Genomic DNA, 13804 nt, shown 5'->3' with positions numbered 1-13804 from the left:
ATTACTCGTCGCCCATAGCCGCTAATAAGTCAGCTTGATACTCTTGCATTAATGGGTCAATAACGCAGCTTAAATCACCCGCTACCACTTCGTTTAAACGATAAAGTGTTAAGTTAATGCGGTGATCGGTAATACGACCTTGCGGGTAGTTATAAGTACGGATACGTTCAGAACGATCGCCACTACCAACTAAGTCACGACGTTCAGATGCTTCTGCCGCATGGCGCTTTTCATCTTCAGCTTGTTGCAAACGTGCTGCAAGTACTGACATCGCTTTAGCGCGGTTTTTATGCTGCGAACGCTGATCCTGACACTCAACCACAACACCGGTAGGTATATGTGTAAGTCGAATAGCAGAATCGGTTTTGTTAACGTGCTGACCACCTGCGCCTGATGCACGAAATGTATCAACTTTTAAATCTGCGGTATTAATTTGTATCGCTTCGGCCTCTGGTACTTCCGCCATTACCGCAACAGTACACGCAGAGGTATGCACTCGCCCTTGTGATTCAGTTTCTGGCACACGTTGTACACGGTGTACACCTGATTCAAACTTTAATTGACCGTAGACGCCTTCGCCACTGATATTCGCAATCACTTCTTTGTAACCACCGTGCTCACCTTCATTGGTGCTCACAACTTCTACTTTCCATTTTTTAGTTTCTGCATAGCGGCTGTACATACGGAATAAATCGCCAGCAAAAATAGCCGCTTCATCACCGCCTGTTCCAGCGCGTACTTCAACAAACACATTATTGTTATCTCGCGGATCTTTTGGCAACATTAATACTTGAATTTGATCCTCAATTACCAAAATTTGTGCTTTAGCTTCTTTATATTCTTCTTGCGCCATTTCACGCATTTCAGGGTCAGAATCTTTAAGCATCTCTTCTGCACTGGCTAAATTGTCTTGCGTTTCTTTATAAGTTAAAAACGTTTTTACAATCTCTTCAAGCTCGGAGTATTCTTTTGAAAGCCCACGAAAACGATTTTGATCACTAATGACCGACGGGTCGCTTAGCAGCGCTTGTACTTCTTCGTAACGCTCTACTAAGGTTTCTAATTTATTATAAACAGACTCTTTCATTTAACGGTTATTCCTGATCAATACCTAACATTTTTTTCAACTGGTTTAGCTGCGCCACTTCACCTTTTTTCGCTGCATCTTGTATTGCACGGGTAGGCGCGTGCATTAAGCGATTGGTTAATTTATTGGCCAACTCTAAAATTACTTTTTCTGCGTCTTTACCACTAGAAAGCTGACTAACGGCTCTTTCTACTAATTCCGACTTTATTGTTTGTACATCATTTCGATAATGGCGAATTAAATCTACCGAATCGAGTGAGCGCATCCACATTGCAAATTCTTTGGTGCGTTCAGTAATAATTATTTGTGCTTGTTCAGCCGCTTGTTCTCGTGCCGCCATATTCTCGCTTACAATGGTTTGTAAGTCATCAACGGAATATAAATAGGCCGCATCAAGTTCTCCTACCTGGCTTTCTATATCGCGCGGAACCGCAATATCAATAAATAGCATAGGTTTATGGCGTCGCTGTTTAAGCGCTTGCTCAACAACCCCTTTACCAATAATTGGTAATGTACTGGCGGTAGAACTAATCACGATATCCGCTTTATATAAACGTTCAGGCAGTTGCGCTAATGCAATAACATCCGCAGACACTTCATCAGCTAAGCTACGCGCTCGTTCAATTGTTCTATTGGCAACGGTGATATTTTGCGGCTCATTTTGGTATAAGTGTTTAGCTACCAGTTCAATTGTTTCGCCTGCACCAATTAATAAAACATTGGTTTTGTCGAGTTTGCCATAAATATGTTTTGCCAAGTTAACGGCGGCAAACGCCACTGAAACAGCGCTTGCACCAATGTTGGTTTCTGTACGAACTTCTTTAGCAACCGAAAATGTTTTTTGAAACAACCGATCAAATGTAACACCTACAGCATCATGCGTTTTGGCGCTATTGTAGGCTTGCTTAATTTGCCCTAAAATTTGCGGTTCACCCAAAACTAAAGAGTCTAACCCGCAAGCAACACGCATTAAGTGCTTTATTGCCTCGTTATTTTCATAGCAATATATATTCTTAATCAGTTCAAGTTCATCCAAACCATGGAAACTGGCAAGCCAACTCAACAGTGTTTGGGAATTTTGCTGAGCAAGGCTACAATAGACTTCAGTTCGATTACAGGTAGAAACAATTACAGCTTCATTAAAGTCGGCGTGGCCACTTAATTGTTGCAACGCCTCTGAAATTTGCTCAGGCGAAAAAGCCACTTTCTCACGTAATTCTACGGAAGCGGTTTTGTGATTAATACCGAGTGCTATTATGGTCATATGTGCCAAATATTGCTGAGCCCTACTTCAAAGGCGGCAATTTTATCAAAAATCAGCGGAATATGGAAAGTAAGGAACAACATTTGATTCGACAATATTTTATTTTACTCATGTTTTTTTTATTTTTAGGCGGTTGCGCCCAACAAATAACATCTAAAACAATACTTTATGACAATTGGAAAGCTCACCTAGCAGATCAAAAAACTTGGCATGTAAAAGGTAAATTGGCTTTTATAAGCCCAGATGAGCGCCGATCTGCAAATTTAAATTGGCAACAAACCAAAAACAATAACAATTTAGTGCTTACCTCATTTATTGGTACGCGTATTTTGCAACTCAAACAAACAAGCGAAGGCGCAGAACTAGAATTTGATGGCGATAAGTATTACGACACAAATGCCGCACAACTTCTTAAGCGTTTAACTGGTTTTACTCTCCCTGTTAATAATGCTGAAAATTGGTTAAAAGGCACAATTGACGCGCAAAGTTTAAAAGTCGATGAACTTGGTCGTGCCACACAAGTACTGTGGTTCGATGACATAGGTAAAAAGTGGCAAATAGAGTATGCCAGCTATATACAAAGTGCAGGATATTGGCTGCCAACAAAAATAACATTAAAACACCAAAAAATTAAAATCAAAATTCAACTCTACGATTGGCAATTTAATTAAATATGAATAACACGACGTCTTTTACACTTATTGCTCCGGCAAAACTCAACTTATTTTTACACATTAATGGTCGCCGTGAAGATGGCTATCATGAGTTAGAAACGTTATTTACTTTTTTAAATTTTGGTGACGAACTGACTTTTGAGCTGATAGATACACCCGACATTTTTATAACAGGTGATACTAAAGGCATACCATTAACCGATAATCTAATCTATAAAGCTGCTTTATTATTAAAAACTCAGAGTAAAACACGACTGGGTGTAAAAATAAATTTAATAAAACGTTTACCAATGGGTGGCGGTGTTGGCGGTGGTTCGTCTGATGCTGCGACCACGTTATTGGCCTTAAATAAACTCTGGAAAATTGAGCGTAGTTTAGATGAATTAGCACGTTTAGGGTTACAACTAGGGGCTGATGTTCCTGTATTTGTTCGAGGTCAAAGCGCCATAGCACATGGGATTGGCGAAGAATTACACCAAGTAGAACTTGAGCAAAAATGGTACTGCGTCGTACACCCAAATCAACATGTAAGTACAGCTACAATATTTACGCATCCGGATTTAAAACGCGATACACCAAAAATTTTAGGCGATTGGAAACACCATACTTTGACCAACGATTGTGAGCCTTTAGTTAAAAAGCTCTGTCCCGAGGTTGAAAAGACCCTCCAGTGGTTGCTAAAATACGCTCCGTCGAAGATGACCGGAACAGGTTCATGTTGTTTTGTAGAATTTGCGAGTCAGGTTCAAGCACAAGATGTACTTGCTAATCTCCCCCATACTTGGCAGGGATTTATCGCCTCAAGCGTTAATATCTCCCCTGCTCATACGGAGTTAGCCGCCATATTCGATCAATGAAGTAACGTACAAGTAATAATAAGTTAACTCGCAGTGGTATTTATCATTGCCCGTTAGTCCAAAATTTCAGTGCCTGAGGAACCCAACCGTGCCTGACATGAAGCTCTTCGCTGGTAACGCAACACCTGAGTTAGCTCAAAAAGTTGCAAAACGTTTATATATTGAATTAGGCGATGCTGTTGTTGGCCGTTTTAGCGACGGTGAGATCAGTGTTCAAATAAATGAAAATGTTCGTGGCTCGGATGTTTTTATATTGCAATCAACCTGTGCCCCTACAAACGATAACCTTATGGAACTTATCGTTATGGTTGATGCACTACGTCGTGCATCTGCAGGTCGTATTACTGCCGTCATTCCTTATTTTGGTTATGCCCGTCAAGATCGTCGTGTACGTTCTGCCCGTGTACCAATTACTGCTAAAGTTGTTGCAGATTTCTTATCAAGCGTTGGTGTTGACCGTGTTCTTACGGTTGATTTACACGCAGAGCAAATCCAAGGCTTCTTTGATGTACCAGTGGATAACGTATTCGGCAGCCCTGTATTACTTGAAGATATGAAAGAGCGTCATTTTGATGATGTTGTGATTGTATCTCCAGATATCGGTGGTGTTGTACGAGCTCGCGCTATTGCAAAATTACTAAATGATACTGATTTAGCTATTATTGATAAACGCCGCCCACAAGCAAACGTTTCTCAAGTAATGCATATTATTGGTGACGTTGAAGGCCGTGATTGTATTATCGTCGATGATATGATTGATACCGGTGGTACCTTGTGTAAAGCAGCTGAAGCACTTAAAGAACATGGTGCAAAGCGTGTATTTGCTTATGCTACCCACCCGATTCTTTCAGGTAAAGCAGCAGAAAATTTACGTGACTCAGTAATTGATGAAGTTATTGTAACTGACTCAATTCCATTATCTGAGGAACTTAAAGCCCTTGATAAAATTAAGGTATTAACGCTTGCAGATATGTTAGCGGAAACTATTCGTCGTATTAGTAACGAGGAATCTATTTCAGCGATGTTCGAGCACTAAAATCAAACATTTCTGAATATAAAAGCGCCTTTAGGCGCTTTTTTTGTAAGCGATGTATATTTTAAAATCGTGTGGTGGTATGATAGCGCGCCTTTTGGCTGGGGTCCTTGGTCGCAAAGGCCCTACACATTTAATTATTGGAGACATCATGTCTAACAAAACTTACACTTATAACGCTGAACTTCGCGTAGAAACTGGTACTGGTGCGAGCCGCCGCCTACGTCGCGAAGACAAAGTTCCAGCAATCCTTTACGGAGCTGATAAAGAAGCTTTATCACTTACTTTTGCTCATAAAGATATGATCAAAGCACAAGAAGACGAAGGCTTTTACACGCATATCCTTACGCTTAACGTAGATGGCGAAGCTGTTGAAGTAATCTTAAAAGATATCCAACGTCACCCATTCAAGCCTAAGCTTACTCACCTTGATTTCCAACGTGTAGATGCTACTCATAAGTTTCAAACTAAAGTTCCTCTACACTTCATCGGTGAAGAGATTGTAACTAAAGCTGGCGCAACTGTTGTTCACCAGTTAACTGAAGTTGAAATTACGTGTCTTCCAAAAGCACTTCCAGAATTCATTGAAGTAGATGTTTCTAAGTTTGTTGTTGGCGATTCTGTTCATATTTCTGACCTTACTTTCCCTAAAGGCGTTAGCTCTGTAGATTTAGGTAAAGGCGAAGGCCATGATCAGTCTATCCTGACTATCAAAGCAAACAAAGCAGCTCCAGTTGAAGACGACGCTGCAGCAGCAGAATAATTTTTAAGGTCTCGCAACCTTGAATTCTATTCAAATGCTTGTGGGCCTGGCTAATCCAGGCCCCGAATACGCAAACACACGCCACAATGCAGGTGCTTGGTTTATCGAGCAAATCGCTGCACGCTATAACTGCACTCTAAAACACGATCCTAAGTATCACGGCCTTACAGGCAAAGTGATAATTCAAGGCCAAGAATTCAAATTATTGATCCCCACTACTTACATGAATTTAAGTGGTAAAGCGGTCAGTAGTTTAGCTAATTTTTTCAAAATCCCTGTCGAGGACATTTTAGTTGCCCATGACGAATTGGATTTAGACCCAGGCGTTGCCAAATTAAAAAAAGGCGGCGGGCATGGCGGTCATAATGGTTTAAAAGACATTATTGCAAAAATGGCAAATCAAAAAGACTTTATGCGCTTGCGCATTGGTGTAGGTCATCCGGGGCATCGTGAAATGGTAACTGGTTGGGTGCTTGGAAAAGCGGCCAAAGAAGACCAAGAAAAAATGGATGCTGCTGTTGATGAAGCAGTTCGTTGCATGGAAATACTTGCAAAAGATGGTGTGTTAAAAGCACAAAACAGACTACATTCGTTTAAACCCTAGTAACTTGGGTCCAAGTACACCGTTTAAACGAATTCTAAACAAGGTATCTTACTATGGGTTTTAAATGTGGCATCGTTGGCTTGCCTAACGTTGGTAAATCAACGCTTTTCAATGCACTAACTAAAGCGGGTATTGAAGCCGCTAACTTTCCTTTTTGTACCATTGAGCCTAATACAGGTGTGGTACCTGTGCCAGATCCTCGTCTAGACGAACTTGCTAAAATTGTTAATCCTCAACGAATTCTTACCACTAGTATGGAATTTGTAGACATTGCAGGATTAGTAAAAGGCGCATCTAAAGGTGAAGGCCTTGGTAACCAGTTTTTAGCTAATATTCGTGAAACCGATGCAATTGGCCACGTAGTTCGCTGTTTTGAAGATGAAAACATCATCCACGTAGCAGGTACTATTGACCCTGCTGACGATATTGACGTAATCAACACTGAGTTAGTACTTGCTGATATGGATAGCGCTGAAAAAGCCCTTTTCCGTAATGCAAAAAAAGCAAAAGGTGGCGATAAAGACGCTAAAGAGCAAAATGCTGTCCTTGAAAAAGTAAAAGTACATCTTGATGAAGGCTTAACTTTACGTGGTCTAGCACTTACTAAAGAAGAAAAAGCAGCAATCAGCTCTATTAACTTCTTAACGATTAAACCAACAATGTATATTGCAAACGTTGCTGAAGATGGTTTTGAAAATAACCCATACCTTGATCGTGTACGCGCTATTGCTGCAGCTGAAGATGCGATTGTTGTTCCTGTATGTGCCGCTATCGAGTCTGAACTTTCAGAGCTAGATGACGAAGACAAGCTTGAGTTTATGGCTGATCTTGGTCTAGAAGAGCCAGGTCTTAACCTTGTTATTCGTGGTGGTTATGAATTACTACAGTTACAAACTTATTTCACAGCTGGCGTAAAAGAAGTGCGTGCATGGACAATCCCTGTAGGTGCGACAGCGCCACAAGCAGCGGGTAAAATCCATACTGACTTCGAGCGTGGCTTTATTCGTGCGCAAACTATTGCTTTTGACGACTTTGTTGCCTTTAAAGGTGAGAGTGGCGCAAAAGAAGCAGGCAAGATGCGTCAAGAAGGTAAAGAGTACATTGTTAAAGATGGCGATGTAATGAACTTCTTGTTCAACGTATAAGTACAAATTAAACCAATTTAGATTGGTAATAATTTTTAAAGGCTCGTTTTTACGAGCCTTTTTTGTACCCCCAGCTTTATAAACTTATAAAATTGATGTAATCACAAGCTAAAAGCCAGCGTTTAATCTAAAAAAGACACTGCGGCGAAGATTTAACCTCAATAAAAAATACCTCATCGACAAGTTAATGCTTAGCTCCCAATAATTTGTTTGATTATCAAACAGTTTTAAATTACAGGCTTTTGCTCTTTTTTATTTGACGGTAAATTTTGTATGTGAATTGCAGTCAAAAAATCATCATTTTTATTAAAAGTTAGCCGCTTAGCTTAATTTTCCTGCAAACAAACACTGTTAAGTGTTTTTTTGCAAAAAAGGTGTTGACGAATTTGGGTCATATCAGCATAATACGCCCCGCACTCAGCGATGAAGTGCTAACAAAAAAAGATGGCTAAGTAGCTCAGCTGGTTAGAGCACATCACTCATAATGATGGGGTCACAGGTTCAAATCCCGTCTTAGCCACCATTATTTTTTTGTTGCTCAATGAAGAGTTTAAAATAACTACCTTGTGTGCGGGAGTGGCGGAATTGGTAGACGCGCTGGATTTAGGTTCCAGTATCTTAGGATGTGAGAGTTCAAGTCTCTCCTTCCGCACCATAATTCTTGATAAGAATTAAAACTATCAATTGTTATTGTTGGGATATCGCCAAGCGGTAAGGCACCAGGTTTTGATCCTGGCATTCCCAGGTTCAAATCCTGGTATCCCAGCCAACAATGGCTAAGTAGCTCAGCTGGTTAGAGCACATCACTCATAATGATGGGGTCACAGGTTCAAATCCCGTCTTAGCCACCATTTCTTATTTTAGAAGTGGCTCTGCAAGAGTTAAATTGCACTCAATGAAGAGTTTAAAATAACTACCTGTGTTTTATTACACAAACGATGCGGGAGTGGCGGAATTGGTAGACGCGCTGGATTTAGGTTCCAGTAACTTCGGTTGTGAGAGTTCAAGTCTCTCTTTCCGCACCATTTCTTGATAAGAAATAAAATTATCAATTAATTCTTTGTTGGGATATCGCCAAGCGGTAAGGCACCAGGTTTTGATCCTGGCATTCCCAGGTTCAAATCCTGGTATCCCAGCCAACTTCTTCTACCAAGGAAAGTTGGACATAAAGAATAGCTCTGCTTAGAGTTTAAATGAGCAAATTGTTGATGCGGGAGTGGCGGAATTGGTAGACGCGCTGGATTTAGGTTCCAGTAACTTAGGTTGTGAGAGTTCAAGTCTCTCCTTCCGCACCATGTTCTTGATACGAACTAAACCTATCAAATAATTCTTTGTTGGGATATCGCCAAGCGGTAAGGCACCAGGTTTTGATCCTGGCATTCCCAGGTTCAAATCCTGGTATCCCAGCCAACTTCTTATACCAAGGAAAGTTGGATAAAAGAATAGCTCTCACTTAGAGTTTAAACGAGCAAATTAGTGATGCGGGAGTGGCGGAATTGGTAGACGCGCTGGATTTAGGTTCCAGTAACTTAGGTTGTGAGAGTTCAAGTCTCTCCTTCCGCACCATGTTCTTATTAAGAACTAAAACTAATGCAAATTTATAGTTGGGATATCGCCAAGCGGTAAGGCACCAGGTTTTGATCCTGGCATTCCCAGGTTCAAATCCTGGTATCCCAGCCAATTTGTTAAACTACCCCACCTATTTCTTAATTTAAGTACTTCAGTATAAAATCATTAATTTTAATAGGTTTGCTATAATAATACCCTTGTAAATAATCACATTTCATTTCTGTGAGTGTATTTCTAAGCGCTTTATTTTCAATGCCCTCTGCCACTACTTTACAATTAAGTCTGCTAGCTAAAAATAACGTTGATTCTACAATCGCATAGTCAGCGGGTTGTGTTAGCATATCTTTAATAAATGACCGGTCTATTTTTATTTGGTTGATTGGTAACTCTCTTAGTAATGATAACGAAGAAAATCCAGTCCCAAAATCATCTACACTAAACTCAAAACCGCGGTCGTTAAGCTTGTACATCATAGTGCGAGCGGCTTCTATATTTGTCATCATAGCACCCTCTGTGATTTCAAAAATTATTGAGTCACTCAGCGTCGGATCGACACTGATTAATTGCTCAATAAGCTCATAAAAATCTTGGCTCTCTAAATCCCTTGTTGATAAATTTACGTGAATAGCCCCGATAAACCCCAAAGCTTTTAACGACTTTAAATGATTTATAGTTTCTAACACCACCCACTTGGAAATATTTAAAATTAACCCCATTTGCTCAGCTGTTTTAATAAACACCTCAGGGCTAATAAATGAACCATCACTTTGTGGCCAGCGTATTAATGCTTCAGCTCCATGCATTTCATTAAGGTTAGAAGAAAATATTGGTTGTAAATAAAGCTCAAACTCTTCATTTTTCAATGCTTGCTTTATAAGTAAGGACATATCAAATAAATTATCCGCCCTAATGCTCAAATCCTTAAAATAAATAACAATCTGTTGCTGTGTCTTTTTTGCTTCATGCAGCGCTAAATCAGCCTGTTTGAATAGTTCGTTATTTTGCATACTATGTTTGGGGTAATAGCTCACTCCAATTCTTAGCTTAACGCGTATAGTTTGTTCATAAATTAAAAAAGGTTTTTGTACAGCCTTATTTATTAATTGAATACATAAATCATACTTATCCTGAGTGGCTGAGTTTAAAAGCAATGCAAATTCGTCTCCCCCAATCCTATATAACTTAGCAATCTCGGATAAGTGTTGGCTTAATGTTTTGGAAAATGCACACAACAACAAATCCCCAAAATTATTTCCATAAGTATCGTTTACACGTTTAAAGTTATTTAAATCTATTAAAAACAAAATGAAAGGTTGGTTATATTCTATGTTCTCATTGAGTACATTAAAGAATTTTTTACGTTTAGGTAGGTTAGTTAAACTATCGTGTTCAGCTAGAAATTGTTGGTGTTGAGCTGAGCGCTCTAGCTCTAAGATACTTTTGAGGCTTAACCTAACAACTAAATAAACAAATGTGCCGCCACCAACTAAAATAAATGAAACACTAGTTGTTACAAACGGTTCACTACCATAAAAAATAAAATAATAAAGTACCCAACAGTAGCCAAAAATAAACAGCACAATTAAAATAAGCAATAAGCTCCATGCAAACCGATTCGTTTTTTTGCATACTTGTATTGTTGGTTTGATACTTACAGTTAACAGTAATATCCCTATTATAATCATAAAAATAAATGGCCTATCCACAGACACTCTTTAAATGCAATTTGTTATACATTTAGTATGGCTAATAAATCTAATAACGAAATAAAATACATTAAAAAGCTCAGGGTAGCCCACTTACCAAATATGATTGTTGTTTTATGAAGAGGTTATAACTTTTAAGGGCGCGATTAACAGTATTGTTAATCGCTTTATTAGGGGGGTAATCTTTTTAGAAACTAACTTAGCTCTCCGCTAATGGCATATTTTAACACCCAGTTTTTTATTGGCCCTGTATTATTAGCCATTTTTAAAAACTGGCTACGTGCCCATTTAAGCGGCGCTACTTGGTTAGAAAAGCCAAAGTAACAGGCATCCATCATGCTCATCATTAACAAATTAGCCTTACGGCGAGCTCGCTCATATTCTTTAAGTTTTAGCGGGCACCCTATATCCCCTGCATTGTCTAAAACCTCAGCAAGTGCCACTACGTCCTGAAAACCTAAATTTACACCCTGCCCTGCAAGCGGATTAATTGTATGTGCAGCGTCGCCCACTAAAACCAAACGCCCTTGCGAATAATTGTTAGCATGTTGGCGAGTAAGCGGAAATATCGCATGGGTTTGTACTTCAAAGTCTCCAGCAAGCTCTGGAAATTTATTAAGTATGTGCGTTTTTAACTGAGTTGGGCTTAGCCCTTTAAATGCTTGCAGTGTATTTGCATCGTCGTACCAAATTAAATTAGCGTACGGTGCCTGCATTGGCAAAAATGCGAGTGGCCCACTTGGCGTAAACTGCTGCCAGGTTTTAATTTGTTGCGGCGCATCGAGTTTAATTAACACCCCCATGCAATGCTGCTGGTACTGCCACCCCGTAATACCAATATTCGCCTTATCACGCAATTGCGACTGCCCACCATCGGCTGCAATTACTAAATCAGCGGTATAGGTTTGAGCTCCATACACAAGCGTAATTAAATCACTGGTTTGCTCTATTTTAGTAATCGGTGTGGCTTGCTCAATAACTTCAATATTGTATTGTGCAAATTGCTGCCACAAACAGGCTTGAATTAAATTATTTTCAATCAAATGACCTAAATGCGTGGTATTTATATCGGCGCAATCAAATAACAAATTGTCACCACCGCGCTCAAATGCCTCTAATTGCTGATAAGGCGCTATGCGGTTTTGTCTTAAAAGCGGCATGGCACCTAATTCATCAAGCAAATTTTCTGAAAAACGATTAATAGCCGACACTCTAATATCCACCTTATCACTACTAAGAAGCTGTGATGGGTCTATTAGGTGTTTTTCGATTATTCGTACGCCAAAGCCTTGCTGAGCAAGCTTTATCGCCATAGCCGCGCCAACCATGCCCCCACCAACCACTATCACATTATTTTTAGTCATGTTTTTCATCATTTTATTATTACTTGAGTCTGTTTTGATTGTATCAAAATTAATTTGTTTTATACCAGAGGATATCCCTAACAGCACATTAAACTGGCCTCGTATTGATTTGAGATCACAAACATGAAAACTATACTTGGATCTGGGCGGGTATCCAGCTAAAATACGCGTCCTTTAAGTGAGCATGCTTGCTCCTTAATCCTGTTTCAAGCACATTTTTGTGCCACTATCGAATTGAACACGAGGCTATATTTCAATGAGCAAAAAGCTGCATATTAAAACCTGGGGTTGTCAGATGAACGAATACGACTCTCAGAAAATGGCTGAACTTTTAGATGCCACTAACGGCTACCAGCTAACTGAAGATGCAACAGATGCCGACGTAATCTTACTCAACACCTGTTCAATTCGTGAAAAAGCACAAGAAAAAGTATTTCACCAATTAGGTCGCTGGAAGTTATTAAAAGACGACAAGCCAGATTTAATAATTGGTGTAGGTGGGTGTGTTGCCTCACAAGAAGGTGATTCTATTCGCCAACGTGCGCCATTTGTAGATGTTATTTTTGGCCCACAAACACTACACCGTTTACCAGAAATGATTAAACAAGTGCAAGGCGACAAAGGCTCATCGGTAGTTGATATTTCATTCCCAGAGATTGAAAAATTTGACCGCCTGCCTGAGCCAAAAGCTGATGGCCCATCTGCGTTTGTATCAATTATGGAAGGCTGTTCTAAATACTGTACTTTTTGTGTTGTACCTTATACTCGCGGCGAAGAAGTTAGTCGCCCAGTCGATGACGTATTACTTGAAATTGCACAGCTTGCTGAGCAAAACGTACGTGAAGTTAACCTATTAGGCCAAAACGTAAACGCCTACCGCGGAGACACGCACGATGGCGAAATTTGTTACTTCTCAGATTTAATTCGTCTTATTGCTGCTATTGATGGTATTGACCGTATTCGTTACACCACATCGCACCCGGTAGAATTTACCCCAGATATAATCGAGGTTTACGCCGATGTACCAGAGCTTGTAGATCACTTACACCTACCAGTACAAAGTGGTTCAGACCGTATATTAAACCTAATGAAACGTGGCCATACGGCAATTGAATACAAATCGACAATTCGTAAGTTACGTAAAATTCGCCCTAACTTAAGCATGTCGTCAGATTTCATTATTGGTTTTCCAGGCGAAAGTAAAGAAGACTTTGAAGCAACCATGAAGCTTATTAGCGACATTGGTTTTGATATGAGCTTTAGCTTTATTTACAGTGCGCGCCCAGGTACGCCAGCGGCAGATTTGCCAGATGACGTAACAGAGCAAGAGAAAAAAGAACGCTTATACTTACTACAAAACCGTATTACACAAATGGCGCAGCAAATTAGCCGTCAAATGTTCGATACAGAGCAACGTATCCTTGTTGAAGGTCCTTCTAAGAAGAACCCAATGGAATTACGTGGCCGTACCGAAAACAACCGTGTAGTAAACTTTGTTGGCCCGCACACAGTGATCGGACAGTTTGTTGATGTACGTATTACCGAAGCACTGCCTAACTCTTTACGTGGTGACTTAATTCGTACAGAATCAGAAATGAACTTACGACGTGAAGTCGCTCCTTCAGCTATTTTAACTAAAGCCGCAGCTGCAGAGCCAAAACCAGATACTGTTAACGAAATTGGCGTAGCTACTTTCGTTCCTTAGTCACACAATTAGCGCCAGTTAACGCTGGCGCAG

Annotated in this window: 11 protein-coding genes and 10 tRNA genes; 17 read left to right on the top strand and 4 right to left on the bottom strand. The window is 40.0% G+C overall.

Annotated elements, in window-relative coordinates; genetic code table 11:
- Position 1: 1 nt before the first annotated feature.
- Both prfA and hemA read right to left on the bottom strand, forming a co-directional pair.
- Positions 2–1087, bottom strand: a complete 1086-nt coding sequence (gene prfA, locus AOR04_RS05875) for a peptide chain release factor 1 (RefSeq protein ID WP_007378117.1) — start codon at positions 1085–1087, stop codon at positions 2–4.
- 7 nt (positions 1088–1094) lie between these two features.
- Entirely contained in the window at positions 1095–2351 is a 1257-nt protein-coding gene (gene hemA / locus AOR04_RS05870; protein ID WP_007378118.1) for a glutamyl-tRNA reductase, read from the bottom strand.
- Positions 2352–2434: 83 nt separating this feature from the next.
- On the opposite strand from hemA, the gene lolB reads away from it, so the two are divergent.
- The 16 genes from lolB to AOR04_RS05790 all read left to right on the top strand — a co-directional run bounded on the left by lolB (position 2435) and on the right by AOR04_RS05790 (position 9107).
- The gene (gene lolB / locus AOR04_RS05865) at positions 2435–3022 is read left to right on the top strand and encodes a lipoprotein insertase outer membrane protein LolB (RefSeq protein ID WP_096794090.1); all 588 of its coding nucleotides are present in this window, start codon (positions 2435–2437) and stop codon (positions 3020–3022) included.
- 2 nt (positions 3023–3024) lie between these two features.
- Positions 3025–3882: a 4-(cytidine 5'-diphospho)-2-C-methyl-D-erythritol kinase gene (ispE, locus tag AOR04_RS05860; protein ID WP_096792760.1), complete on the top strand. Its 858-nt coding sequence runs from the start codon at positions 3025–3027 to the stop codon at positions 3880–3882.
- Between the two features lie 88 nt (positions 3883–3970).
- Complete coding sequence (locus AOR04_RS05855; protein WP_007378121.1) at positions 3971–4918, top strand: ribose-phosphate pyrophosphokinase; 948 nt, start codon at positions 3971–3973, stop codon at positions 4916–4918.
- A 148-nt stretch (positions 4919–5066) separates the two neighbouring features.
- Entirely contained in the window at positions 5067–5678 is a 612-nt protein-coding gene (locus tag AOR04_RS05850) for a 50S ribosomal protein L25/general stress protein Ctc (RefSeq protein ID WP_033029113.1), read from the top strand.
- A 19-nt stretch (positions 5679–5697) separates the two neighbouring features.
- A complete protein-coding gene (gene pth, locus AOR04_RS05845) occupies positions 5698–6282 on the top strand; it encodes an aminoacyl-tRNA hydrolase (RefSeq protein WP_002958548.1) in 585 nt (194 codons plus the stop codon).
- 53 nt (positions 6283–6335) lie between these two features.
- A complete protein-coding gene (ychF, locus tag AOR04_RS05840) occupies positions 6336–7427 on the top strand; it encodes a redox-regulated ATPase YchF (protein WP_007378123.1) in 1092 nt (363 codons plus the stop codon).
- Positions 7428–7873: 446 nt separating this feature from the next.
- Positions 7874–7950 (top strand) — tRNA-Met (locus AOR04_RS05835).
- 47 nt (positions 7951–7997) lie between these two features.
- Positions 7998–8082: transfer RNA gene (locus tag AOR04_RS05830), tRNA-Leu, on the top strand.
- Positions 8083–8121: 39 nt separating this feature from the next.
- Positions 8122–8196: transfer RNA gene (locus AOR04_RS05825), tRNA-Gln, on the top strand.
- 5 nt (positions 8197–8201) lie between these two features.
- A tRNA-Met gene (locus AOR04_RS05820) sits at positions 8202–8278 on the top strand.
- A gap of 89 nt (positions 8279–8367) precedes the next feature.
- Positions 8368–8452 (top strand) — tRNA-Leu (locus tag AOR04_RS05815).
- A 39-nt stretch (positions 8453–8491) separates the two neighbouring features.
- Positions 8492–8566 (top strand) — tRNA-Gln (locus AOR04_RS05810).
- A gap of 71 nt (positions 8567–8637) precedes the next feature.
- Positions 8638–8722 (top strand) — tRNA-Leu (locus AOR04_RS05805).
- Between the two features lie 40 nt (positions 8723–8762).
- Positions 8763–8837, top strand: a tRNA-Gln gene (locus AOR04_RS05800).
- A gap of 71 nt (positions 8838–8908) precedes the next feature.
- Positions 8909–8993, top strand: a tRNA-Leu gene (locus AOR04_RS05795).
- A gap of 39 nt (positions 8994–9032) precedes the next feature.
- A tRNA-Gln gene (locus AOR04_RS05790) sits at positions 9033–9107 on the top strand.
- Positions 9108–9133: 26 nt separating this feature from the next.
- On the opposite strand, the gene AOR04_RS05785 is transcribed toward AOR04_RS05790, so the two are convergent.
- A complete protein-coding gene (locus AOR04_RS05785) occupies positions 9134–10702 on the bottom strand; it encodes a putative bifunctional diguanylate cyclase/phosphodiesterase (protein ID WP_096792759.1) in 1569 nt (522 codons plus the stop codon).
- Between the two features lie 194 nt (positions 10703–10896).
- Entirely contained in the window at positions 10897–12153 is a 1257-nt protein-coding gene (locus AOR04_RS05780) for an FAD-dependent monooxygenase (RefSeq protein WP_096792758.1), read from the bottom strand.
- A 169-nt stretch (positions 12154–12322) separates the two neighbouring features.
- On the opposite strand from AOR04_RS05780, the gene miaB reads away from it, so the two are divergent.
- Entirely contained in the window at positions 12323–13771 is a 1449-nt protein-coding gene (gene miaB / locus AOR04_RS05775; protein WP_007378278.1) for a tRNA (N6-isopentenyl adenosine(37)-C2)-methylthiotransferase MiaB, read from the top strand.
- The last annotated feature ends 33 nt before the right edge of the window (positions 13772–13804 follow it).

The organism is Pseudoalteromonas sp. 1_2015MBL_MicDiv (genome assembly GCF_002407505.1).
Taxonomy (GTDB): Bacteria; Pseudomonadota; Gammaproteobacteria; order Enterobacterales; family Alteromonadaceae; genus Pseudoalteromonas; species Pseudoalteromonas fuliginea.
Note: the sequence above shows the minus strand (reverse complement) of the source record. Positions and strands in the feature narration are given on the sequence as shown.

Excerpts from the sequence above, each read along its gene's own strand:
- miaB (WP_007378278.1), top strand. The coding sequence starts at position 12,323 with ATGAGCAAAAAGCTGCATATTAAAACCTGGGGTTGTCAGATGAACGAA.
- prfA (WP_007378117.1), bottom strand. The coding sequence starts at position 1,087 with ATGAAAGAGTCTGTTTATAATAAATTAGAAACCTTAGTAGAGCGTTAC.
- hemA (WP_007378118.1), bottom strand. The coding sequence starts at position 2,351 with ATGACCATAATAGCACTCGGTATTAATCACAAAACCGCTTCCGTAGAA.
- ispE (WP_096792760.1), top strand. The coding sequence starts at position 3,025 with ATGAATAACACGACGTCTTTTACACTTATTGCTCCGGCAAAACTCAAC.
- ychF (WP_007378123.1), top strand. The coding sequence starts at position 6,336 with ATGGGTTTTAAATGTGGCATCGTTGGCTTGCCTAACGTTGGTAAATCA.
- AOR04_RS05850 (WP_033029113.1), top strand. The coding sequence starts at position 5,067 with ATGTCTAACAAAACTTACACTTATAACGCTGAACTTCGCGTAGAAACT.